General features: G+C 44.4%; 20 protein-coding genes. 11 read left to right on the top strand and 9 right to left on the bottom strand.

Going from position 1 to position 24,724, the window contains the following annotated elements:
- Positions 1–80 precede the first annotated feature (80 nt).
- The 5 genes from R7M72_RS11960 (at position 81) to R7M72_RS11940 (ending at position 5,807) form a co-directional block, all read left to right on the top strand.
- Positions 81–1,205 carry a glycosyltransferase gene (locus R7M72_RS11960; RefSeq protein WP_318056196.1) on the top strand — a complete coding sequence of 375 codons (1,125 nt, stop codon included), beginning with the start codon at positions 81–83 and terminating at the stop codon, positions 1,203–1,205.
- Positions 1,202–2,635: a GumC family protein gene (locus R7M72_RS11955; RefSeq protein WP_005377649.1), complete on the top strand. Its 1,434-nt coding sequence runs from the start codon at positions 1,202–1,204 to the stop codon at positions 2,633–2,635. The genes R7M72_RS11960 and R7M72_RS11955 overlap by 4 nt, the downstream gene beginning before the upstream one ends.
- A 221-nt stretch (positions 2,636–2,856) precedes the next feature.
- Entirely contained in the window at positions 2,857–3,975 is a 1,119-nt protein-coding gene (locus tag R7M72_RS11950; RefSeq protein WP_182016378.1) for a glycosyltransferase, read from the top strand.
- Positions 3,968–5,158, top strand: a complete 1,191-nt coding sequence (locus R7M72_RS11945) for a glycosyltransferase family 2 protein (RefSeq protein WP_025766681.1) — start codon at positions 3,968–3,970, stop codon at positions 5,156–5,158. Before R7M72_RS11950 ends, R7M72_RS11945 begins: the two co-directional genes overlap by 8 nt.
- Positions 5,159–5,168: 10 nt before the next feature.
- On the top strand, positions 5,169–5,807 hold the full coding sequence (locus tag R7M72_RS11940; protein WP_005377654.1) for a sugar transferase: 639 nt from the start codon (positions 5,169–5,171) through the stop codon (positions 5,805–5,807).
- 19 nt (positions 5,808–5,826) lie between these two features.
- Here R7M72_RS11940 and R7M72_RS11935 read toward each other — a convergent pair whose 3' ends face one another.
- The 5 genes from R7M72_RS11935 to hrpA form a co-directional block, all read right to left on the bottom strand.
- Positions 5,827–6,216: an ATP-binding protein gene (locus R7M72_RS11935; protein ID WP_315957024.1), complete on the bottom strand. Its 390-nt coding sequence runs from the start codon at positions 6,214–6,216 to the stop codon at positions 5,827–5,829.
- 126 nt (positions 6,217–6,342) lie between these two features.
- Positions 6,343–7,923, bottom strand: coding sequence for a BCCT family transporter (locus R7M72_RS11930; protein WP_005377659.1), 1,581 nt, complete (start codon positions 7,921–7,923; stop codon positions 6,343–6,345).
- Between the two features lie 362 nt (positions 7,924–8,285).
- Entirely contained in the window at positions 8,286–8,801 is a 516-nt protein-coding gene (locus tag R7M72_RS11925) for an outer membrane beta-barrel protein (protein WP_005377661.1), read from the bottom strand.
- A gap of 199 nt (positions 8,802–9,000) precedes the next feature.
- Positions 9,001–9,480, bottom strand: a complete 480-nt coding sequence (locus tag R7M72_RS11920; RefSeq protein WP_021033871.1) for an outer membrane beta-barrel protein — start codon at positions 9,478–9,480, stop codon at positions 9,001–9,003.
- 182 nt (positions 9,481–9,662) lie between these two features.
- Positions 9,663–13,649, bottom strand: a complete 3,987-nt coding sequence (gene hrpA, locus R7M72_RS11915) for an ATP-dependent RNA helicase HrpA (protein ID WP_315957023.1) — start codon at positions 13,647–13,649, stop codon at positions 9,663–9,665.
- Positions 13,650–13,834: 185 nt separating this feature from the next.
- On the opposite strand from hrpA, the gene R7M72_RS11910 reads away from it, so the two are divergent.
- A complete protein-coding gene (locus R7M72_RS11910) occupies positions 13,835–14,419 on the top strand; it encodes an FMN-dependent NADH-azoreductase (RefSeq protein ID WP_017634939.1) in 585 nt (194 codons plus the stop codon).
- 94 nt (positions 14,420–14,513) lie between these two features.
- On the opposite strand, the gene R7M72_RS11905 is transcribed toward R7M72_RS11910, so the two are convergent.
- Positions 14,514–14,903 carry a hypothetical protein gene (locus tag R7M72_RS11905; protein ID WP_236147214.1) on the bottom strand — a complete coding sequence of 130 codons (390 nt, stop codon included), beginning with the start codon at positions 14,901–14,903 and terminating at the stop codon, positions 14,514–14,516.
- A gap of 62 nt (positions 14,904–14,965) precedes the next feature.
- Complete coding sequence (locus R7M72_RS11900) at positions 14,966–16,270, bottom strand: MipA/OmpV family protein (protein ID WP_154204608.1); 1,305 nt, start codon at positions 16,268–16,270, stop codon at positions 14,966–14,968.
- A 235-nt stretch (positions 16,271–16,505) separates the two neighbouring features.
- On the opposite strand from R7M72_RS11900, the gene R7M72_RS11895 reads away from it, so the two are divergent.
- The 3 genes from R7M72_RS11895 (at position 16,506) to R7M72_RS11885 (ending at position 19,430) form a co-directional block, all read left to right on the top strand.
- The gene (locus tag R7M72_RS11895) at positions 16,506–16,850 is read left to right on the top strand and encodes a hypothetical protein (protein ID WP_017820645.1); all 345 of its coding nucleotides are present in this window, start codon (positions 16,506–16,508) and stop codon (positions 16,848–16,850) included.
- Positions 16,851–16,859: 9 nt separating this feature from the next.
- Positions 16,860–18,800, top strand: a complete 1,941-nt coding sequence (locus R7M72_RS11890; RefSeq protein WP_017634943.1) for an alkaline phosphatase D family protein — start codon at positions 16,860–16,862, stop codon at positions 18,798–18,800.
- Positions 18,801–18,989: 189 nt separating this feature from the next.
- Complete coding sequence (locus R7M72_RS11885) at positions 18,990–19,430, top strand: TerB family tellurite resistance protein (RefSeq protein WP_017820644.1); 441 nt, start codon at positions 18,990–18,992, stop codon at positions 19,428–19,430.
- Between the two features lie 241 nt (positions 19,431–19,671).
- On the opposite strand, the gene R7M72_RS11880 is transcribed toward R7M72_RS11885, so the two are convergent.
- On the bottom strand, positions 19,672–20,202 hold the full coding sequence (locus R7M72_RS11880; protein ID WP_258657652.1) for a 3'-5' exonuclease: 531 nt from the start codon (positions 20,200–20,202) through the stop codon (positions 19,672–19,674).
- An 83-nt stretch (positions 20,203–20,285) separates the two neighbouring features.
- Complete coding sequence (locus R7M72_RS11875; RefSeq protein ID WP_318056195.1) at positions 20,286–21,827, bottom strand: sensor domain-containing diguanylate cyclase; 1,542 nt, start codon at positions 21,825–21,827, stop codon at positions 20,286–20,288.
- Between the two features lie 291 nt (positions 21,828–22,118).
- On the opposite strand from R7M72_RS11875, the gene R7M72_RS11870 reads away from it, so the two are divergent.
- Both R7M72_RS11870 and R7M72_RS11865 read left to right on the top strand, forming a co-directional pair.
- Positions 22,119–22,751: a DUF2760 domain-containing protein gene (locus R7M72_RS11870; RefSeq protein ID WP_005389474.1), complete on the top strand. Its 633-nt coding sequence runs from the start codon at positions 22,119–22,121 to the stop codon at positions 22,749–22,751.
- Positions 22,751–24,715: an Hsp70 family protein gene (locus R7M72_RS11865; protein WP_315957022.1), complete on the top strand. Its 1,965-nt coding sequence runs from the start codon at positions 22,751–22,753 to the stop codon at positions 24,713–24,715. The genes R7M72_RS11870 and R7M72_RS11865 overlap by 1 nt, the downstream gene beginning before the upstream one ends.
- The last annotated feature ends 9 nt before the right edge of the window (positions 24,716–24,724 follow it).

The following is a 24,724-nucleotide window of genomic DNA, read 5'->3' as shown; positions in this document are numbered from 1 at the left end:
TAAAATGGCTAATTCCTTGGCACGCATTGTGATTACTCACTTAATTAGTAATCAAATAACCAAGACTCAAGGAGAGCCACATGACGGACATCGTAGTATTTGGAGAAGATTTTGGTGGGTTACCCTCTTCCACTCAGCATATTGTCAAGCGACTAGCAGCGAACCATCGCATCCTTTGGGTTAACTCCATTGGCCTTCGTCAACCTAAGCTGGATTCTAAAGACATACAGCGTGCGTTAAACAAACTCACTCGTGTATTTCATAACGTAGGCTCACACAAGCCAACATTGGACTCTGAAACAAGCCCAAACATTCACATCATCAACTTGCTCACCATTCCTGCCCCTAGCTCTGCATTAGCAAGAAAAGTGGCCGCTAAGATGATGAAACACCAACTCAATAAACAATTACAAGCTCTTGGTTTTGATAAGCCTGTATTTTGGACGTCGCTCCCGACTGCTGCCGATCTTTGTGCAGAAATGAACCCACGTGGACTGATTTACTATTGTGGCGATGACTTTAGCGCTTTAGCTGGTGTTGACCACGACACGGTGGCCAAGCACGAACGTACTCTTGTTAATGCGGCCAGCGTTATCTTTACGGCAAGCGAAACACTCTCCACCAAATTTCCATCTGGTAAAACCGTCACTTTGCCTCACGGTGTCGACTTTAGTCTGTTTTCTGAGCCAGCACCGAAGGCCAAAGACTTGCCTGACAACTGCCGCAAAGTGCTGGGCTTTTATGGTAGTTTGTCTGAATGGTTAGATTACGACTTAATTGCCCAAGTCGCAGACCAAGCACCCGACTGGGATCTGGTTTTCATCGGCCCCAACGAACTCAGTGACAATCCGCTACCTCAAAGAAGTAACGTTTACTATCTCGGCCCAAGAGCTCATCACACTTTGCCAAGCTACTCTCAACACTGGGATGCCAGTTGGTTGCCCTTTGTTGATAACGCTCAAATCAAGGCATGTAATCCGCTTAAACTTCTTGAGTACTTGGCAACAGGAACCCCTGTTATCAGCACACCGTTTCCTGCATTAATGCCCTACAAACATATGCTTCATGTGGTTCAAGATGTCGAAGACGTGCGTGCCAGTCTCGATCACCTCCTACCGCCACCGACAGATTCAAAGTCATTTGTTCAACAGCAAAGCTGGGAAGCAAGAGCCAACCAAGTTGATAAATTAGTGAGGGCGCTATGAACGATTTAAGAGAGAACCTTAGTGTATTACTACATGGCGCTTGGCGACGTCGTTACATGATCGTTATACCAATGCTTGTCTTACCGGTGCTGGGTTTCATCGTAAGTAAGCTGGTTCCGACGACTTATGTTGCTCATACCAGCATGCTTATTCAAGAGACAGCGAAAATGAACCCGTTCCTTCAAGACCTTGCCGTCTCAACAATGCTTAAAGACCGATTGAGCGCACTCAGTACTCTGCTAAAAAGCCGACACGTTTTGTATTCTGTCGCAAAAGAACAATCGCTGATCAATGACGAGATGAGTGCAAAAGAGCAAGAGTTCATCATAAAAGATCTTGCGTCGCGCCTGTCTGTTCAGCCACTCGGTAAAGACTTCATTCAAATTCAATTGCAAAGTGGTAAATCAGAAGGAATGGAGTCGATGCTGCTCTCTGTCAGAGAGCATTTTGTCGAACAGCTTTTGGCTCCTGAGCGTTCTTCGATTAAAGATTCGAGCCATTTTTTGACTATCCACATCAACAAACGCAGGGAAGAACTAGACAAGGCAGAGCAAGCCTTTGCAGAATATAAAAATACTTACTCAGACGCGACGCCCGAAATGCAAGCTCAAAGCCTTACTCGCCTTGCTAGCCTCAAACAAACGCTAGCCGAAAAGGAGGCGGAGCTTGCTGGTGTTTCACGAAGTCTAGGCAGTTTGGATCAACAACTATCCAAAACGAACCCGGTTATCGGTAAACTGGAAGAGCAAATCATCGACATTCGTAGTGAACTTACCCTGCTTCGCGCTAAATACACAGAGGCGCATAGTTTGGTGCAAGGTAAGTTGCGAGAATTAAACCGGTTGGAGCAGGAACGCTCGGTACTCTTGAACTCTAAACAACCAGAACTAAACAGTGCTCAACTATGGGATATCGCGAGCAATACCACAGTAAACAGTCTTGGCGAAGCACAGCCTCTACTTGTCTCCCAACTACATCAATTACAAATGATGCGCGGACGTTTTGAAGCACTTACGGAAGAAACCAACAGCTTGCGAGACATGATCCAAGAATTAGAGCGAAATGCGCACCAATTTGGGAGCACAGCAACAGAAATCAACCGCTTAGCTCGTGACGTCGCAGTGAAGAGAGAAATGTATGATGAACTCGTCGAACGCTATGAGATGGCCCAACTAACGGGTTCTTTGGGAGAGTTTGAAGAGAATAAGCGCGTAAAAATCATTGATGAACCGTTCACGCCAACGATTCCAACTAACTTACCTAGTTTTGTATTTGTCATTTTAGGATTTATTGGTGGCGCTGGTTTAGGCATTGGATTAGCGACGATACTAGAGTTAGCCGATAACTCTATCCGCTCTAAAAGAGCATTAGAAAAACACCTTGGTGTTCCTGTCATCACCACTTTACCTAACGTAGTGTACGGAAACTAACCGCCATAAGAACTCATTTACAAGCACTCGGTCGGCGAGTGCTTTTCTTTTACTACTGCCTTATACAGCCTCATAGCATGTCCACTAATATGAATCTCAAATTGAGAATAAACATAAAGCCTCACAAACATCAATATTAACTTATTGTTTTTAAATGATTAATTTTTTGGCACGCAGTCTGCAATTCCTAAATAAACAAAGAACTCAACGAGGGTTTGAAAATGGAATTCAGACAAAAACACAATAACACTAAGCACAGCAAAAAAGTGATATTACACGTCGTGCAACACTTAGCTCCTGGTGGTTTAGAAACGCTCGTACTAGAAATGCTTCGTTTTGCGCAGCCCAACCATTCCGTTTTTGTCGTGAGCTTAGAAGGAAGCAAAGAACGTGCACTACAAGGCTGGCAAAAACTATTGTCCTACCAAGGCCAACTGCACTTTCTTAATAAGAAACCTGGATTCAGCGGAAAAACCATCAGTACGCTGACTTCCATGCTCAAAGGACTTAAGCCTGATGTGGTCCACACTCACCATATCGGACCACTCTTATATGGTGGGATTGCGGCACGTTTAGCGCACGTACCTGTAGTTATTCATACCGAACACGACGCATGGCACCTTAATAACAAAAAATCAGCTCGACTGCAGTCCCTTTTGCTAACGATGATTCGCCCGCAAGTAGTTGCCGATGCTAACTTTGTCGCCGAACAAATCCAGACAAAACTGAATTACCGCAAAGTCTGCACCATACATAATGGGATCGATTGCCAGAAATTTCAAAGCGGTAACCAAGCAACCAAGAGAAACTTGTTTGGGCTTCCAGCCAACAAAACCGTGATTGGCGTTGCTGGACGTTTAGAAGCAGTTAAAGGCCATAAAGTGCTTATCGAAGCCTTTTCTCATCTTGCGCCAAACACACACCTAGCCATTGCTGGAGATGGTTCTCAGCGAGCTAAATTGGAAGCACAAGTTAGAACGTTAAAACTTGAAGATCGAGTAACCTTTTTAGGTTTGGTGGACGATATGCCCAGCTTTTACCAAAGCCTAGATTTGTTTTGCTTACCATCACTTAAAGAGGGCTTTCCTCTCTCAACCCTCGAGGCTCAAGCATGTGACATTCCTTGCGTCGCGACGGATGTTGGCGGCGTGAAAGAGACGCTCTGTCCGAACAACAGCACACTGGTTGAAGCAAATCGCGTGTTTTCGTTGGCCGAAGCGTTATCACAGCAACTGGAATCATCACGCCATTCTCCTCGAACTTTTATTCTCAAACACTTTGATATCAGAGACATGGTGAGTCGCTACTCACGTTTGGCCAAGGAGGCTAGCTATGAATGATTTACTTTGGATTATAGGGTTTGGTTTATCCGCGTTTTTGATTGTCTATCATCACGTTGGGTATCCACTGCTCCTTAAGTGGCTTCCTTTAAAACAGCAAGACGAAACCAAAGCACCATTTGTAAAGCGAGCTTACAAAGCCTCCAAAACAGACAGCCAGCTACCCTCTATTACTGTCATCGTGCCCGCCTACAATGAAGAACAATGGATAGCAGAGAAGATCCGTAACCTTGCGAGCCTAGATTACCCAAGGGATAAGTTAAGAGTAGTGATCGCATGTGATGGCTGCACAGATAACACAGCCGAGATTGCTCAAGCGACAATTCAAGAAGCAATCTGCTCTGATACTCTGTTCATTATTAATGATCACCAAATCAATCGCGGTAAAGTTGCCCTACTAAACGAAGAAATGCGTCATGTTAGCTCGGACATTACCGCACTGAGTGACACGTCGGCATTGATTTCTTGCGATTCTCTGTTGCTAGCTAGTCAGCATTATCAAAATGAGAACGTAGGAGTGGTTAACGCAACATATCAAATAATGAGTACTGATAACCAAGGTGAAGCGGCGTATTGGCGATACCAGTCTCGAGTAAAGCATCAAGAATCCTTGTTAGGTTCAACGATTGGTTCCCACGGTGCGTTTTACACTTTCAGAACCCACTTATTTGAACCACTGGAAGTCAGCACCATTAATGACGATTTTATTCTCCCTATGAGAATCGTTTTGCGAGGCTATAGCGCTATTTACGAGCCAAACATGCTGGCTCTTGAACTAGAACAGAGCTCAGACAACGCAGATTTCAAGCGGCGCCTAAGAATTTCAGCGGGTAACATGCAGCAGATCATGCAATTAAAGCAATTACTGCTACCTCGTTATCGTGGCACTGCCTTTGCATTTCTATCGGGAAAGGTTCTGCGCTTAGCAACACCCTATTTGATGATTGTTTGCTTTATTTGCTCACTACTACTGGCACACAATCCACTGTTTCAAGTAATGCTGTTCGCACAAGTTGGCATTTACAGCATCGCGCTTATCACTTACTTGATGCCAGCACTTAACACAATTAAACCTTTTAAGCTGATTAGTTACATCGTCATTGGTCATCTCGCCAACTTTATCGGCGGTATGAAATATTTACTCGGAATGGAAAATGGACGTTGGAAACGCGTCAACCAATAAGGAAAGCATCATGAAAAACTCACGCTACGATTCAAATGTATGCCACGCAAAAAGAACGTTTGATGTACTGGTTGCAATGCTTATTTTGGTCGTCACTGCACCACTATTCCCATTTATCGCGCTAGCGATCAAAACCACATCGAAAGGCCCTGTGATTTATCGCCAATTGCGAGTAGGACGCTGCACACCAGAAAAAATGGATCTTTTTCAAATCATGAAGTTTCGCACCATGTATATTGATGCAGAGCAACGCTCTGGCGCAGTATGGGCAACTGAAAATGATCCCCGCATCACGCCAGTAGGACGCTTTTTACGCAAAACGCGTTTAGATGAACTACCTCAACTGTTTAATGTGTTGAGAGGTGAAATGTCGATGATTGGGCCGCGCCCAGAACGCCCAGCTTTCTACCAGAAATTAGAAGATGAAATCCCCTATTTTGTAGAGCGCACATATGGCGTGTTACCGGGTATCACAGGCTTAGCTCAGGTTAACCAAGGCTATGATGCATGCATTGAAGATGTAAGACGCAAAGTTGGGTTTGACCACAGTTACGCACTAAGCTTAGGTTCGTTTTACTCTTGGATTTCAATGGACCTTTCAATCATGAGCAAAACATTCGTTGTGATGATTGACGGACGAGGTCAATAACTTCCGGTTCTGGTAACGGTCACTCTTGCCACTGGCGTCGCATCTTTTCTATCGTCGCTGGTGGCACATCATGAATGCTTTGATACGCTCCGTGGCACACTTTAATTTCCACCTTGATGCGCTTCTTCATGCAGTAGTCCATGTAACGCTTCATCTCCCAATGTCGAACAAACGTATTGCTCACAATCACGACTCTCCCTTTGTTCAACCACTTTCTAGTTTGCTGAAAACACCACTCATGCGCTTGAGGTAATTGAACTGGTTCAAAGTGATAATCACCTTCATCATTTTCAAAATACATGTCAGCTTCAAAATGCTTAGCACCAAGATCTATTGCCAATTGTTTTGCTAAGGTTGTTTTACCTGAACCCGGAAGTCCACGAATAAGAATGAGTTTAGCCAGTGACATAATACAGTTTAATGAGGTGGGAATAAGCCTAAACTGTAACGAAATTATTGGAAAAGAAAAGTAGAAATAAAAAATGCCGAGCACATTAGGCTCGGCATTTAAACTCAATCATGGATCGTGTTGTATTTATTTGTAAGCTGGCAGTTCTGTTCTTAACCCTTTCACCAAACTTACGCACATCAACAGCAGAACAAAAGTAAACGGTAACCCTGTTGCAACAACGCCTGATTGCAATGCTTGCAAGGCTTCTTTACCACCAACCCACAGCATTACGGCTGCAATTGCGCCTTCAATACACGCCCAGAAAATGCGTTGCGGTACTGGTGCATCAATCTTACCACCGGCGGTAATACTATCGATAACCAGCGAGCCAGAGTCTGACGATGTAATAAAGAATACCAGAATCAGCACGATAGAAAGCATTGAAATCACTGAGCTATACGGAAGCGCATCGTAAACATGGAACAGAGTCAATGAAATATCAGTTAGGCCATTTGCACCTAGCTCACCAACTTTATTCACCACTTGGTCAAGCGCGATACCACCAAACACAGACATCCAAATCAAAGTAACAACTGTAGGAATAACGATGACTGCGAATAAGAATTCTCGAACCGTACGACCTTTAGACACACGCGCGATAAACATACCAACAAACGGTGACCAAGATACCCACCAAGCCCAGTAGAATACCGTCCAGCCGTGCATCCAAGTTTCATCTTCACGACCGTGAGGGTTACTCAATGGAATAATATTTTCAATGTAAGCCATTGTTGTGTCGCGTAGCGAGCTCCACGCCGTATCAAACGTGATGAAGGTAATGAAAATAAGCAGCGCAAACGCAACCACCATATTGACGTTACTCAGTAGCTTAACACCACCATCAATACCACGAATCACTGATAGCACCGCGATAAAGGTAACGAAGGTGATCACAATCATTTGTGTACCAATGCCGCCTTCTAGACCAAAGACATGGTTAATACCACTGGTCGCCTGCTGAGCACCTAGACCTAGCGACGTTGCAAGACCAAATAGCGTCGACAAAACGGCAAGGATATCAATAACGTGACCTAACCAACCCCATGCACGGTCACCAAAAATTGGATAGAACGCCGCGCGCAATGAAAGTGGTAAACCTTTGTTAAAGGCAAAAAACGCTAATGCTAGTGCAACGAGTGCGTAAATACTCCAACCATGTACACCCCAGTGGAACATAGTGGCACCCATCGCGAGGGATTTTGCTTCTTCGGTGTATGGTACTGCGTTAAGTGGCATTCCCCACCAATCAGTGAAATACGCGGTCGGCTCAGCCACACTCCAGAACAGAAGACCAATACCCATACCCGCGGCGAAAAGCATCGACAACCAAGAAACGGTTGAGTGATCCGGCGTTGCTTCTTTGCCTCCTAAGCGGATTTTACCTAGCGGAGAAAAAAGAAGAGCAACGGCGAACAATAAGAAGAAGTTTGTCGACCACATAAAGAACGCATCAAACTGTTCGATAATTCCGTTTTTTAGACCGTTTAATACGTCACGAGCAGTGGTTGGCTCAACAAGAAGAAGTGAAATCAGGCAGAAAACAACGAGCCCCGCACTAATGCCAAAAACCGGGTTATGTATATCGAATCCCCACTTTTGAACGTTATCCTGTCCAACCTGATAATCGGTTGTATCAATACTATATTTTTTAAATGCATTATCCATAAATACAAATTTAACGTGAATTTGAAACGCCCCTCAGGTGAGAAGAACTCCAATACCGCCCTCCATTAATTTGAACTCTAAAGTTTTAAAGCGGGACGAATTTTAGCAGCAATCACATATTTTTGCAAAAAGTCGTGATTTATTGCATTTTAAGCTCAATTCAAGACAGATGAAGGGGAAATAATATCAACACAAAAATTATGAGGTCTAACGATTGATTTTGTCGTAGGTTGTAGACTAGAAAAGACACAAGAAATACTTAAGTTCATAGCCAGTCACTGCGCAAATAGAGAAGACCTGCGCTGATTTGGTTTCACAATTAACGACGAAACCAAATCAGCAAACCTTTCATCCAGCGAGCGTTATAAGAAATGGAAGGTGATGTTCCCTGTTACGCTGCTAACGGTATCGCTATCGCCTTCAATATCCACGCCAAACGCTTGATAACTCGCGCCCACAGACACATTGTCAAGCAAGAAGTATTCGGCACCAACACCATACATATAAGAGACGCCATCATCTTTGTCTAAGTTTCTCAGTCCGCCGTCATAATCAACGTTGAATGCATTGATGCCGCCTTTTGCGTAAACGTGTAACGGGCCGAAGTCGATACTAGGTTTCGCCGCTAAATAGAATGAATCAAAATCAGCACTACCCCTGCTGCCACTCAAAGATAAATCCACTTTGCCGTGGTTAAAGTAGCCTGCTTCAATGCCAATGAATGGCAAAATACCAGTACCGACATGAATACCATAAGTTGTATCATTTTCGCTGTCGATATCGGACTGACCAATTTGACCACCAGCGTAAATCCAAGAGTCAGCCATTGCTGACGTTGAGCACAACGTTAGAGCGAATAACGAGAGTGTTTTTTTCATACTATCCCTTCCTGATCGATTCCTAAGCGAAACATTACGCAAATATGCGCATTTAATCGCCACTATATATTGGAAAGCATAGGCATTTTAAGACTCTAAAAGTGAATAATTTATGTTCAACTTTTGTTTTGTGACTTCCAGACAAAAAAACACCGACATAAAGCCGGTGTGTTTCATATGGTGTTAGAAAGCTTGACGCTTATAGGAAATGTAGTGTTGCGTTAACAGAGAACGTGCTGATATCGTCTTTACCAGCAGTGTAGTTCATGTAGCTAGCACCAACAGACATTGGGCCAAAAATGAAGTACTCAGCACCCACACCGTACATTAGGTCCAAATCGTCATCGTCTTTGCCGCCTTTCACTTTTTTGTCCCACTGATGGAAACCACCTTTTGCGTACACGTGTAACGGACCGAAGTCGATGCTTGGCTTAAGTGCTGCGTAGTAAGAGGTTAGCTTAGTGTCTTGACCATTTACGTTGAACTCACCGTGTTGTGTTACACCAGCTTCAACACCAATGATAGGTAGAATGCCTGTACCAACGTGAACAGAGTATGATGTGTCCGTCTCACCTTTGTAGTCAGACTGACCTACTGTTGCACCACCGTAAATCCAAGAATCCGCCATTGCCGCAGAAGATGCGCCAAGTAGCGCCACTGCTAATAGAGTTTTTTTCATCATCTACCTTTACTCTTTATTATTCCCACGTCTGCATAACTCAGTCGTTGGTACTACAAATAAAGGGAGGCGAACTATTGCCTCCCAGAACTAAAAAATAATGCTTATTGAGTTACTAGCAATTAGTGTACCAGCAACTTCTTAAGCGATAATTACAAATCTGACACTATTTTACTGGTTGATTAGCAAGCATCAATCGCGTTTTTGACTCGTTTATCAGAAACAGGATAAGGAGTGCCTAATTGTTGAGCAAAGTAACTCACGCGAAGTTCTTCAATCATCCAACGCACTTCTTTTACATTTTCAGGAATGGCCACACCTTTCGGGATCTTGTTCAGCAACTCTTTATAGTCTTGAGTCACAGATTCAATCTTCAGCATATGTAAACGATCTTTGTTTGGATCGATTGGCAACTTCTCCATACGGCGCTCTATCGCGCGCATGTAGCGAAGAATATCCGGCAAGCGCTTCCAGCCACATTCCGTTGCAAAGCCTTTGAAGATCAAGCCTTCAATTTGTGCTTTGATATCGGACAGAGCAAACGCCATTGTGAAGTCGATCTTGCCTTTTAGCTTCTTATTGATGCTAAACGCCGTGGTCAGAATAGTCTCAACCTGTTGAGCAATCTCTACAACGGTGTCACCCAATTCAGCACGAACGTGTTCTTTCAACGCTTCGAACTTCTCTGGCTCCCAAACTAAACCACCCTGCTCTTCAATAAGCTTATCGACACCACAGGCAATGCAGTCATCTATCAGATCAAGCACTTTGCCGTATGGATTAAAGTACAGACCCAGCTTCGATTTGTTCGGTAAGTTGGCGTGCAAATATTTAATTGGCGACGGTACGTTCAATAAAATTAGGCGACGCTGACCAGCACGCATTGCCGTTATCTGCTCGTACTCTGTTTCGTAGAGTTTGATTTCAACGCTGTCTTTGCTATCAACAAGTGCCGGATACGCTTTTACATCGTAGCCGCCACGTTTTTGTTGATACACTTTCGGCAATTCGCCAAAACTCCACGTATGCAGACCTTGCTGTTCGATATCGTCATCCGCAACTTTGGAAAGCGTTTCTTGAACTTTGTCTTTCAAACTTTCTTTCAGTTCATGAAGGTCTTTATGTTCCTTCAGTTTACGATTTCGATGATCAACCGCACGGAACGTGACTTTCAAGTGCTCAGGTACTTGTTCCAAGTTCCAGTCTTCACGCAGTACCTCTACGCCCGTCATGCGTCGCAACTCTTTCTCTAATGAATCTAGCAGCGGCGCTTCCATTGGCGTGACACGTGCTAAGAATGCATCGGCATAGTTTGGCGCAGGCACAAAGTTCTTACGAATTGTCTTTGGCAACGATTTAATCAAGCTGACCACAAGCTCATGGCGCAAACCAGGGATTTGCCAATCAAAGCCCGCTGGTTCAACTTGGTTTAAAATCGGCAACGGCAAATGCACTGTGACACCGTCACTATCATCGCCTGGTTCAAATTGGTAACTCAATTTGAGCTTCAAACCATTTTGATGCCAGAAGTTCGGGTAATCCAAATCGGTCACATGGCTAGCATCACCCTTGAACAGCATCTCTTTTTCAAAGTTCAGCAGTTCCGGGTTTTCTTTAGATGCCTTTTTCCACCACGTATCGAAATGCTTACCAGAAACCACTTCGGTGCCAACGCGTTGGTCATAGAAATCAAACAGCTCATCATCATCCACTAAGATGTCTCGACGACGAGATTTATGCTCAAGCTCTTCCACTTCTTGCAGAAGCTTACGGTTTTGCTTAAAGAACGCGTGTTTGGTTTCCCATTCACCCTCAACCAATGCACTACGAATGAAGATTTCGCGACTTACGGTCGAATCGATACTGCCGTAGTTGACCAAGCGTTTCGGTACGATTGGTACGCCGTAAAGCATCACTTTTTCGTGCGCCATCACCGCAGCGCGTTTCTTCGACCAATGTGGTTCGCTGTAACTGCGTTTAATAAGGTGTTTAGCTAACGGCTCAATCCATTCTGGCTGAATCTTTGCGATGATACGACCCCAAAGTTTTGAGGTTTCCACCAACTCAGCAGACATGATCCACTTAGGCTGTTTCTTGAATAGACCTGATGCAGGGAAGATATGGAAACGAGCATTACGCGCGCCTTGATATTCATTCTTTTCTTGGTCTTTCATGCCGATGTGCGACAGCAAACCAACCAAAATGGCACTGTGTACGCCATGGTAAGAAGCGGGCTCATCGTTAAGCTTGAATTCCATCTCACGCATCGACTGATGAATTTGGAAGTACACATCTTGCCACTCGCGAACGCGCAAGTAGTTCAAATAGTCTTGCTTACACTGTTTGCGGAACTGATTGCTAGACAAGGCTTTTTGCTGCTTTTGGATGTATTCCCACAAATTCACAAATGTCAGGAAGTCCGACTCTTCATGGAAGAAGCGACGATGTTTATCGTCTGACGATTGTTGTTTATCTGAAGGACGTTCGCGTGGATCTTGAATCGACAAGGCCGCTGCAATGATCATCACTTCTTTAAGCGCACCATATTTTGGCGCTTCCAATACCATACGCGCCAAGCGCGGATCGATTGGCAAACGCGCTAATTGGCGACCAATGGAAGTCAGGCGCTTTTTCGGGTCTTTTACCTCAGAGTTAATCGCACCAAGCTCTTCCAGCAAACGCACGCCGTCTTGGATGTTACGTTTATCCGGTGCTTCCACAAACGGAAACGCTTGAATATCACCCAAACCAAGTGCCGTCATTTGCAAGATAACCGACGCTAGATTGGTACGCAGGATTTCAGGATCAGTAAACTCTGGGCGTGACTCAAAATCTTCCTCTGAGTACAGACGAATACAGATACCCTCTTCCACACGACCACAACGACCTTTACGCTGGTTCGCACTCGCCTGAGAAACTGGCTCGATTGGAAGACGCTGAACCTTAGTACGGTAACTGTATCGACTGATACGCGCCGTGCCCGGGTCGATAACATATTTAATACCCGGAACGGTTAGCGAGGTTTCTGCTACGTTGGTTGCCAGTACAATTCGGCGACCAGTGTGAGGTTGGAAAATCTTATTCTGCTCACCTGCCGACAAACGCGCGTAAAGCGGCACAATTTCCGTGCTCTTCAGATTACGTTTGGACAATGCATCTGCGGTATCACGGATTTCACGTTCACCGTTCATGAAAATCAGGATGTCACCTAAACCTTCATCGCACAGTTCATCTACCGCTTCGAAGATGCCTTCAAGCTGGTCACGATCATTGTCGTCATCACCGCTTAGTGGGCGGTAACGTGTTTCTACCGGGTAAGTACGACCCGATACTTCAATGATTGGTGCATTGTTGAAGTGTTTTGAGAAGCGTTCTGGGTCGATGGTTGCCGACGTGATGATCACTTTCAAATCAGGACGACGTGGCAGCAACTCTTTCAAGTAACCCAAGATGAAATCGATGTTGAGGCTGCGCTCGTGCGCTTCATCGATAATGATGGTGTCGTATTGATTCAAGAAACGGTCATGCTGAATTTCAGCCAACAAGATACCGTCCGTCATCAATTTGATTTGGGTATTTTCAGAGATCTGATCGTTGAATCGAACCTTGTAACCAACAAACTCACCAAGCTTGGTTTCCATCTCTTCGGCAATACGGTTAGCAACCGAACGCGCTGCAAGACGACGAGGCTGAGTATGGCCAATCAGACCAAATTTACCGCGACCAAGCTCAGCACAGATTTTTGGTAGCTGAGTGGTTTTACCAGAACCGGTTTCACCCGCGACGATAACCACTTGGTTTTCTGCGATCGCTTTCGCAATATCGTCGCGTTTTTGGCTTACAGGCAGGATTTCTGGGTATTCAATCGTTGGTTTGTAGTTGCTGCGCTGCTCTGCAACCATCATGGATTTTGCGATGTCTAATGCGATTTCGTCGAACACAGCATTACGCGCTGCGTCCTTCTTAATTTTGCTTGCACCAGAAATACGTTTACTCAAGCGGAAACGGTCGCGCATCATGCACTGATTCAGCGCTTTACGCAGAGATGCCGCGCTATTCACTTGAGCCTGAGGTGTTTGAGCTTGTTTCGCTGTCGCTTTTTGCGCACCATTTGACGGTGTCGCTTGCTCTTCAGCTAGATTCTTTTTTGGGGGCTGTGACGAAGTCAAAGCGTTTCCTATTCTTTTCATTACAAAAACTGCGCGGATTGTATCACACAAGATCTGTAACAAGATAACCGAAAGCTCATTCAATTTTTTCGAACATGTTCAGCGAATCGCTAGGCTTTTGAACTCACTTACGTTGCTTATAATGGCTCCCATAGTCGAAAGCACTTATTTAAGGAATAACCATTATGTCTCGTGTACTAGCTCTAAAATCAAGCATCCTTGGCGATTACTCTCAATCAAACAAATTGGTTGAAGACTTCATCAAAAATGTAGACCAAGACAAGCTTACTGTTCGTGATTTGGCTGCAAACCCGCTACCTGTTTTGGACTTCGCCGTTGCGACTGCACTGCGCGCTACGGAAGATCTTTCACAAGAACAGCAAGCGGTGGTCGACTTGTCTGACACCCTTATTGAAGAAGTAAAGGCCGCAGACACTTTGGTTATTGCCGCTCCAATGTACAACTTCACCATCCCGACTCAGCTTAAAAACTGGATTGATTTGATTGCTCGTGCAGGCGTGACATTCAAATACACAGAAAACGGCGTTCAAGGTTTGATTGAAGGTAAAAAGGCGATTGTAGTAACGACTCGTGGTGGTATTCATAAAGATTCACCAACTGACAACGTTACGCCATACCTACGCACTGTGCTGGGTTTTGTAGGAATCACTGATGTGGAATTTGTTTACGCAGAAGCGCTAAACATGGGTGAAGATGCGGCTGAAAAAGGCATTTCAGAAGCGCAAAGCCAACTTGCAACAATGGCGTAAGTTAGAATAAACCAGAATACAAAAGGGATCGGTTCGCGCCAATCCCTTTTTGGAGCCTGATGCCTTGATCGTATTTATAGGGTCTCTTACATCGTCAAAAACGATTCACTTTCTCCAAGTTGCGTATTGCATCGAGGTAGACTTTTTCTAAAGACCGCTCAGCTTCGCTTATCATATTCTCGATCATCGCATTAAACGCGACATCGCTACGGATTTCTATATTGTCTCCCGCCTTAACGTCAAGAGAGTTGACGTACAACACCAACCATTCATCGCCCTCCAAATGCCCTTCTCCGTGAATGGCAAAAAAGCGTTTAGCAAATTCAGCGTTGGTACAATTTATCGCTTCAATTTGAAGATTGAATGAGGAGTCGATACTCATGGTGCTCATGCCATCCGATTCATCAGATGCATCACAAACAGCCTTAACTCTGGCACGATATACGAAATTTCTCGTTGAAAGCAGCATAGTATTATTCATCATTACTCATAATGGGCGATAAATAAGTCAGTTGCAAATCCGACCTATATGCATCTCGCGATGCGCTAAAACTCGAACTGGAAATAAATAGTATTGTAGTTGCTCCCACCTTTAATTCGCCCAAACTGGGAAGCGCTTTCAAAAATCGCCGAGCGGTGATGCAATGAATAGCCCACCCACATATTGTTCCAGCTCTTTTGGTTGAAGAGATCGCCTACATTGACATCAAACGAGAAATCTAGGTAGTTGAGCAACTTGCTTGGTGTATAACCCTTGTCTTCCATTTCTGTGCCTTCAATATAGGTAATGCTATCAATGTATGACACACCTTCCGCTACACCAAATCGCCAAGTCGTAGGCCAATTAACCGTATAATAAGCCTTAATCGCCATGACGTATTCTGTGCTCGCAGACTGAACACTGGACGACCAGTGATGAACCAACCCTGGCGTTAAATAAATATCAAGGGGAAAACCAAACAGCTCATCCGTTAATGGATGCCCATAAAACAATGAAGTAAGTTGATTGTCGTATGGGTCTTTTTCTCTCTCAAAGCTAAATATTTCACCGATGTTCGAAGGCGTCGCCCAACCATGCGCAATACGTAGATATGCTTTATTGCTCAGTGTCGGTTTCGGAACTTTGCTTTTATCGTTGAAAAAGCCAAAACCGACAAACACTTCTCCCTGATATCGATCTTCTACAAGCTGACTGTTGTAGGCGTTATCATCTAAGCGAGTAACACTCGTCTCACCCAATAAATACAAATTTGAAGTTACATGGTAACGCGCTTTAATACCAAGATTGGTGTCAAGCCCAGCTCCAATTCTCTCGCCAGTAATATCCTTAAAGGAATAATATTCACTATTGAAATCAGCGTCTTTGTATCGAATCGTAATCGATGGCTCTAATTCCCAATCACCAAATACATAATTGGCAGCAAGGCGGTAATTAGAGTGAAACTGGAGTTCGTCGTCCGTCATCAACTCTACTTCTGCGCGCCAAGTGTCGTTAATGCTATAACGCACTTGCCCACCGAAATCGACTCTGTCCCCTTCATTAGCATTTTGTAGCGACATGGGAATATCGACAAATCTCAATCGCATGAGTGCGCTCGCGCGCCAGTCGGAATCACTCTCGTTATGCAAAAAAGCGCCACCTTCAATGCCATTGATATACACATGTTCGTTTTCAAAGAACATCATTGGTACAAATGTACTCACCGTAGAGTCATTATCGGCGGTATAAAACGGAATCGATGCTGTGCGATACATCGCAGCAATCCCCCACGTTTGTTCTTCTGCACCATGCGCAGAAGAAACTGCCGCAGCTAAAGGTAAAGCGAGTGTTGTTAGAATTAATCTCTTCATGAGTTCGAAAAATGTTGGTTGAGAAGCAGGCAAACATCAATGATTTGCCATTAAAAGCTTATGTTCTGCTGATGATAGCCGTTACAATGGCAAATGTTGTCATCCTCGTGACAGTTTGAGTCCCAAGATCATATTAATATTGCACGACTAGGTGAGCTTGTTTGCGAATATTTTACCATTACAACAAGCGCTTAAACTCTAGCTTAGTTCTAAATCAAACATAATGAAGTAAAAAGTGAAAGCATCAGAACTCATCTCTACCTTGAATCATTTACCCGCAGACACAGACATTGTGATGGGAGAAGCATGGCTGCCAGAGAGGTTGATAGGGACTCAACTCGATGGTGACATGTTGTTTTTGCACTTTGATAATGCACCAGAAGATGGTCAAGGTGACGAAGAAGGGCGTGGCTTCGTCGAACACGAAATCGACCTAATTAGAACTCGGCTTCAGCAAATTTTGGATGAAGACAGTGATAACGCGTCAAAAGCCGATGCGATGCTTGGTTTGTTCCTTATGGGACATGAACTTAGTAGCTCGCAAGTTATCGAAATATTAGAAGAAGAAGCTGACACATAAGGAGCCGTTTTGCCAGCATTGATGAACACGACTGAAATTTCTTCACTTCCTCTTGTCGTTGCAGGTCCGATCCTACGTAAAGTGACCGCAACTGAAATCAATATTTGGCTAGTCACCACCCAACGCTTGGAGGGTATGGTGCAAATTACGGATGAAAATGCCTCCATCCTTTATCAAGCCCCTTTAAGTGAACAAAAAGAACAGCTTCAAATCGGCCTCAATGCGTGGTGTTGCTTACTTAAATTAGAAGGCGAGTTTCCAACCCATCAAGCGTTACGCTATCAAATAAAAACGCAATATGGCTTAGTGACGGAACTGCTCCCTCACCTGACTTATGAGCGAGATAATACGCCAAACTTGGGTATTGAGTTCCTCGTTAGTGAAAAAGCGGATTATCTCTTACATGGCTCTTGCCGTAATCCCCATCACTTCAGTGATGATACATTGGTCGCTGCGGATCATAAAATCGCGTCTCAATCCATTGAAGAAAGACCAGATATGCTCATCATGAGTGGTGATCAAATCTATGCAGACCATGTTGCAGGCCCCACTCTCGATGCCATTGAGCAAGTCATAGCTTTATTGGGTTTGCCAGGCGAAGAATTCGATCAAGCTCCGATAAAAAATACCAATGACCTCTACCAACACCCTGCTTGCTATTATGGTCGAGATAAATTGTTGCCTCATTATGTGAGTGATGACAGTTTACTAAGTAAGTTTTTTCCACACCGAGGGACACCAATATTCAGCGCCAAAGAGTGTGAGAATCACCTAATAAGCTTTGCTGAGTGCTTTGCAATGTACTTATTGGTTTGGTCTCCGACCTTGTGGAAGCTTGTTCGAACGGATCGTTTATTAGAAAACGAATTTACTGTCGGCGGAGAAGTTCTTGAACCGAAATGGCAGCAGCAATGGCGCGAAGAAAAAAAACAAATTGATAAATTCGTCGCAGGTCTGGACAAGGTTCAACGCTTACTCGCTCACATTCCAACCTATATGATCTTTGATGATCACGATGTCACCGACGATTGGAATCTCACCATAGGCTGGGAACAAGCCGCATACAGCAACACGTTTGCAAAACGCATTATCGGTAATAGCTTGATTGCTTACTGGCTTTGCCAAGGTTGGGGAAATGCGCCAGAAAAATTCAATGATGAATTTATGAGCCTCGCTCAACGCTTTATCGATGAGCGAACCTCGCAAACCCAAGATGCATTTATTCAATATTTATATCGCTTTGAGAATTGGCACTACACCATTCCTACGACACCAAAAGTTGTCGTGCTAGATACACGAACCAGACGCTGGCGTTCTGAGTCTAAAATGAACAAACCTTCTGGCTTAATGGACTGGGAAGCGATGATTGAGTTCCACCAAGAACTCGTGCACCAAGACAAAGTTGTTATTGTTTCTGCCGCGCCAATGTTTGGTGTGAAATTTATCGAAGCACTACAACGTGTGGTGACCATGCTTGGTAAACCATTGATGGTTGATGCTGAAAACTGGATGGCTCACCCCGGAAGTGCGAATACTCTTATTAGTATTTTCACACACACAAAGACACCAACTAACTTTGTTATTCTCTCTGGCGACGTACACTACTCTTTTGCATACGATATTAAGCTCCGCTATCGAAAAAACAGTCCGAATATCTATCAAATCACCTGTAGTGGAATTAAAAATCAGTTCCCTACACAACTGCTCAATATTTGTGATGGCCTAGATAGACTGCTATACAGCCCTCGCTCACCTTTAAACTGGTTCACAAAACGTAAACGACTCAAGATTTACAAACGCGCACCAAGTACGCACAACTTTTATCGCTTGGTTAACCATAGTGCCATTGGTGAGCTACGTCTTGATGATGAAGGCAAACCAAGTCAAATTAGTATTCTGACGAGTGATGGTGACGAAGTTCATTTTCCACCGACACGTGCTGAAAGCTGAGTATCAATCCCAAAATGACTTGCCCTTTGTAAGAGGCAAGTCACCTTGAACTAACTCAGGAGTTTAGGTTTTTTGGGGAGAAAGTGGCCGTGCTTAAATGTCAACGGCGTGCTAAATTTGGTATCGCACCTTGAGATCTTCCGTATTTATTACCATGTTAACCAAATAAACAATAGCTCGGTGTTCATTATGTTTAATTCTCTCACATCATTATTTAAACAACTCATTGATGGCTCTGATTTAAGCCAAACCAACACACTTTCCCCTAACATGGCTATCGCGTGTTTGCTTTGTGAAGTTTCTGGTGCAGACCATAGTGTCGATGATAGAGAACAAGAAACAAAGCGCTCTTTATTGATGAAACTGCTTTCGTTAAATGAAGAAGAATCAAATACTTTGTTAGAGCAAGCGCAACAGAAAATAAAAGATTCCGCTTCGCTGTACGACTTTACCTCTCAACTAAGAGAACTGACTCAAGAAACTCGTTACAACTTAATCAAAAGCATGTGGGAAGTCGCTTACGCAGACGGCGAAATTGACCCGCTAGAAGACGCGGTGATCCGTAAAACAGCAGAGCTACTCTATGTTGATCACAGCGAGTTCATTCGAGCGAAGTTACAGTCTCAGTAAAGTGACGAGATGAGTATATAAGTCGCTGGCTAACTCTAAGCTACCCCTAGAATGACAACAGATATCGCTTCTGTAGCCATAAAAAAACGCGCACTCTGCGCGTTTTTCAATAAGCCAACGACATTGTTATTAAAATACTGGTCAAGGTATGTGTTCAGCTCTTTCCACACTAAACAGACTGCATGACAAAACAACAATGGTTGGATGATGATTTAATTACAAGCTAGCTAGGTTCGAATAACTAAAACATGGTCAAAGCAAGCTTAGCTAAGTTGTATGCATCCACATAACCGGAATGCTGACGACCTTCCCACTCGATACCTTTGGCTTCTTGCGCCGCTCTGTGTCCAATACGTTTTTCTTTAAGACGATTTTGAATTCGGTACAAGGTTGCTAAGTTAATGAACTCGGTAAATGGCGCATCAATGCCTTTTTGTTGGCACTCTTCAAGCAAGATAAGGTCATCACGTCCCCATGATGCATAAATCTTATTGCGGCCACCAAAATTCTTCAGCATCGACTTAAGCACTTCTTCTAGTGGTCGACCTTGCTTTTCAATCTTACGTGGTGTGATACCCGTTAACTCGGCACAAAACAGAGACACTTCATCGTGTTCTGGTTTCACGTAGTATTGAGCACGCTTGACTATCTCACCTTTAGACAAATCTATTTCAGCTAACCCCACTTCGATAATTTCACCCGTGCTGCCGACGCCATTTTCGTTCCAGCAACACATTTCTAAATCGAAGCATACAATACGGTTATGGTTCATAGTTTGCCTTGGTTCCTAACATAAAAATTTAAAGCGTGCGATTCTATCGTAACACGGCGTAAAACTCGAATTTGTGCGCCCATTTAATCGCCGATCGACACATTATTACGGCCGTTTTTTTTACTCAAATAGAGTTGACTATCCATTTTGTGATACAAGCTCTCAGGATCTTCTTCTTTATGGATAACAGCACCGATACTCAACGTACAGATGATTGACGCATCACCATAATCAAAAGCCGTACTTGCCACAACACTCCGTAATTTTTCTAGGTAAGCTTCTAGCACTGCTCTATCAATGACTTTAGAAATAATACAAAACTCGTCACCACCAGCTCGGTAAAACTTATCTCCCGGTTTTAAATTAGCACTGACCAGCTTAGTAACATGTTGTAACGCTTCATCTCCACCTAAATGGCCGTGTTTGTCATTAATCACTTTGAAGTGGTCGATATCAAAACCAACCAAGGCGAAGTTAACACCTTTGTTTATCTGATTAAGCAAATGATCGTTGAATGCTCGGCGATTCAGTAGTTGAGTTAGAGGGTCTCGCTCTGCCATTCTTTTTAATTCAACGGTTTTGAGCTCCAACATGACCGCTAAGCGCTCTTTTTCTCGAGACTGTAAATTCACAATCCAACTGATCAAAAAGGCGATTACCAATCCGGCTAGTGTCGTGCCCGCTAAAATAGAACGTTCCCAAGCTGAGACTGCGTCAGAAAGCTTAAAGTCAATACGCCATTCACGGTTAGGCAGTTGAATGGTCCGGCTTATAACCGTTCCTCGAATGTTGTCCCAGCTCGCACTTTGAAAGAGAACAGGGTCATCTGCTGCGTCGAATCCCAAATCTTCTACGCGCACCGACATATCGAGCTCCGTCGCGGTTTTCGTAATCAAATCCTCAAAGTAAACCGTACTTCGGATAACACCGGTCACTACTCCTAATAAATATTTGTTCTCGAAGTCGAACACTGGATGGAACACCAGCAACCCAGTCTTAGGTATGGACTTGTCATAACCATCTTGCAGCAAGCGAACTTTATCCGAGACATTCGCTCGCCCATTTTCGGAAATATCATCCAAGATTAAATCGAAGCGTTTGCGCGAAAAATAGAAACCCAATAGAGAAAGGTTTTCCGGTGTTCTTGGGTAGATATCCGACGCGATGAAAATTGGCTCATTGTGTTCAAAAATGTACCCGTAGGTTTTGGGACCATCTTTAGGAACGGTAAACGGTTGGAAGTTTGGAAATTTTTGACGGGTCTTTAAAATATGTTCATCAAGATCTTCAAATTCGACCCTTTGCATCCATTGAAGTCCAATGAGACTTCGCGAGCTGTTAATCACTTGTTCTGCATACATCGGAAACGATGGCCAATAGCTTCGCTCAATCGAATGGAAAAAGTTTGCGCCCGCACCAATGAACTTTAGATCATTCTCGACGTTTGCTTTAAGTGATTCTGCTTGTCGGTCGGCTAAAGTATCAAACGTCGTCTGTGTATACCGTTGCTGCATTGTATAAGCAGCACCAACTACACCAGCAGTGACACATAAAGTCGCCAAAAAAGCTAAAATAGAGTCTGAATGTCGTTTTATAAAGCTCTTATGAGCGGTGCTTTGTGTCATATCGTAATTTTTGATACTTCCGTAAGTTAAACTTCGGGATCTATTGAAATACTGCGTTAGCAATGCACAAACATCAAGCAACAACCTATATTGGGGAGTCTGATCGTCGATTTTTCACGCTGTTCGTACGGTATAGTCACGAATTATTACAGCCTTAAGCCTTGAATATGCTACCATCCGTCATCATTTTAATGTCTAAACTTGGTGCAAGATCGCAAAGACGATCGTTTTAGTGAACAAATATGAGCCAATACTGAGCACCAATAAATCAATAGAAAGAGAAAAAACGTCATGAACATTGATTTGAACCTAATTCCTCAAACGTTCGATATGCTTCACGCTGGCCTAACCGCATCGAGCGTTTTGCTTCTTCTAGTTGCAGTGTCGCGCAAATCAAAAGTGGTCGAGAAAGTGGTAGAAAAACCAGTCGAGAAAATCGTCGAGGTTGAGAAACCAGTTGAGAAGATCGTTGAAGTAGAAAAAGTAGTGGAAGTAGAGAAAGTCGTTGAAAAAGTGGTGGAAGTTGAATCAAAACTTGCAACCGCGTCAACGGACTCTGCAATGCAGCTGCTTTCTATCATGCAACAAGAAGCTCGCCTGATTGACTTCCTAAAAGAAGACCTAACGTCATTCTCTGATGAAGAAGTAGGCGCAGCCGCTCGCGTAATCCACACTGGCGGTCAGAAAGTACTGAACGACTACGTGACGCTAGCGCATGTTCGTAACGAAGACGAAGAAACTCGCATTACGGTTGAAGAAGGCTTCAACCCACAAGAAATCCGCCTAACTGGCAACGTAACAGGCAGCGCGCCATTCAACGGCACGCTAGTTCACAAAGGCTGGAAAGCAACATCAATGACGTTGCCTAAACTTGCTGAGAACTACGATGCTTCTGTGATCGCTCCAGCTGAGGTTGAGCTGTAATGGAACACATGAACCAAGAAAACCATTCTCAAGAAGCGTCTGTTGAAACTCAACAGACACCTAAATTCAGTGTTGGTATCGACTTAGGTACAACACACTGTGTCATGTCTTTTGTTGATACACACAACGAAGACGCTCGCGTTGAAGTGATGCCTATCCCGCAGCTTACTGCGCCGGGTACGGTAGAGACTCGTAGCCAATTAGGATCTTTCCTATACCAGCCGCACGAGCACGAAATGAACCCGCAATCACGCGTTCTTCCGTGGTCGAGCGAGCCAAAAGCTCTGGTTGGTGCAATTGCACGTAACCTAGGTTCGAAAACGCCAATTCGTCTTGTTGCAAGTGCGAAATCCTGGCTTTGCCACGCTGGTGTTAACCGTCGTGATGCCTTCCTGCCTGCAGGTAGCCCAGAAGAAGTGGAAAAAGTATCCCCTCTTCGCGCGACAGAGCTTTACCTAGAGCATCTAAAAGACGCTTGGAATCACACGAATCCAAATCACAACCTTGCCGATCAAGACGTGACTATTACGGTTCCTGCCTCTTTTGATCCTGCTGCTCGCGATCTAACAGCAGAAGCAGCACGCAACGTTGGTTTTGTGCACCTAACGCTTCTAGAAGAGCCACAAGCTGCGCTTTACAACTGGATCGATAACAGCAATGACAAATGGCGCGACGAAGTTGAAGTTGGCGACATCGTGCTTGTGGTCGATATCGGTGGTGGTACGACCGACCTTTCTTTGGTTGAAGTAACTGAAGACGACGGCAACCTAACTCTGAACCGTATCGCGGTAGGTGAACACATCCTACTTGGCGGTGACAACATGGACCTTGCACTTGCGTACCGCTTGAAGATGAAGCTAGCGCAAGAAGGCAAAGAGCTACAGCCATGGCAAGTTCAGGCAATGACACACGCATGTCGCGACGCGAAAGAAGCGCTATTGAACGACAGCGAACTTCAGTCAGTGCCAATCGTAGTACCAAGCCGTGGTTCTAAACTGCTTGGCGCAACGCTGAAAACAGAACTGACTCAAGAAGAAGTACAACAAACACTGGTTGACGGCTTCTTCCCTCAAGTTGCGATTACGGACCACCCTGTTCAACGTAACCGTGGTGCACTAACGCAAATGGGTCTGCCTTACGCACAAGATGCAGGCATTACTCGTCACATTGCTGCGTTCTTGTCTAAACAAGCCAATGCTCTTTCTACTTCAGGAAATGGCCCAGAAGCAGCCGCTCAAGATTTCAACCCATTCGCTAACATGCCTGGTATGCCAGGCGCGGATGCAGCGCAGTCAACTGACTTCATCAAGCCAACCGCAATCCTATTCAACGGTGGTGTTCTAAAATCGAGACTTCTAGCAACTCGTCTAGAAGACACGATCAACGAATGGCTAATTGAAGCAGATGCAGAAATGGCAAAACGCCTAACAGGTGTAGACCTAGACCTTGCGGTTGCTAGCGGTGCGGCTTACTACGGCTCTGTACGTCGTGGTCAAGGCGTTCGTATCCGTGGTGGTATTGCTTCGGCGTACTACGTGGGTATCGAAAGTGCGATGCCAGCGATTCCTGGCATGGCGCCTCCAATGGAAGCACTGTGTGTTGCACCATTTGGTATGGAAGAAGGTTCAAGCGTTGACGTACCAAGCCAAGAGTTTGGTTTGATCATCGGTCAGCCGGTTAACTTCCAATTCTTCGGCTCAACGGTTCGTCGTGATGACCTAGCAGGTACTCACCTAGACTACTGGGCACCAGAAGAGCTTGAAGAGCTTCCAGAAATCCAAGTAACGCTGCCTGTATCTGAAGGTCGTCGTGAAGGTGAAGTGGTTCCAGTAACCCTAGCCTCTCGCGTCACAGAGCTTGGTACGCTTTACTTAGAAGCCATTGCCGCTGATAACGGTCAAAAATGGCATGTTGAGTTCGATGTGCGCGAAGACGCGAAAAGCAACTCAGACGAAGAAGAATAAATAGAAATC

It is taken from the genome of Vibrio sp. YT-18 (assembly GCF_033337345.1).
GTDB lineage: Bacteria > Pseudomonadota > Gammaproteobacteria > Enterobacterales > Vibrionaceae > Vibrio > Vibrio alginolyticus.
Note: the sequence above shows the minus strand (reverse complement) of the source record. Positions and strands in the feature narration are given on the sequence as shown.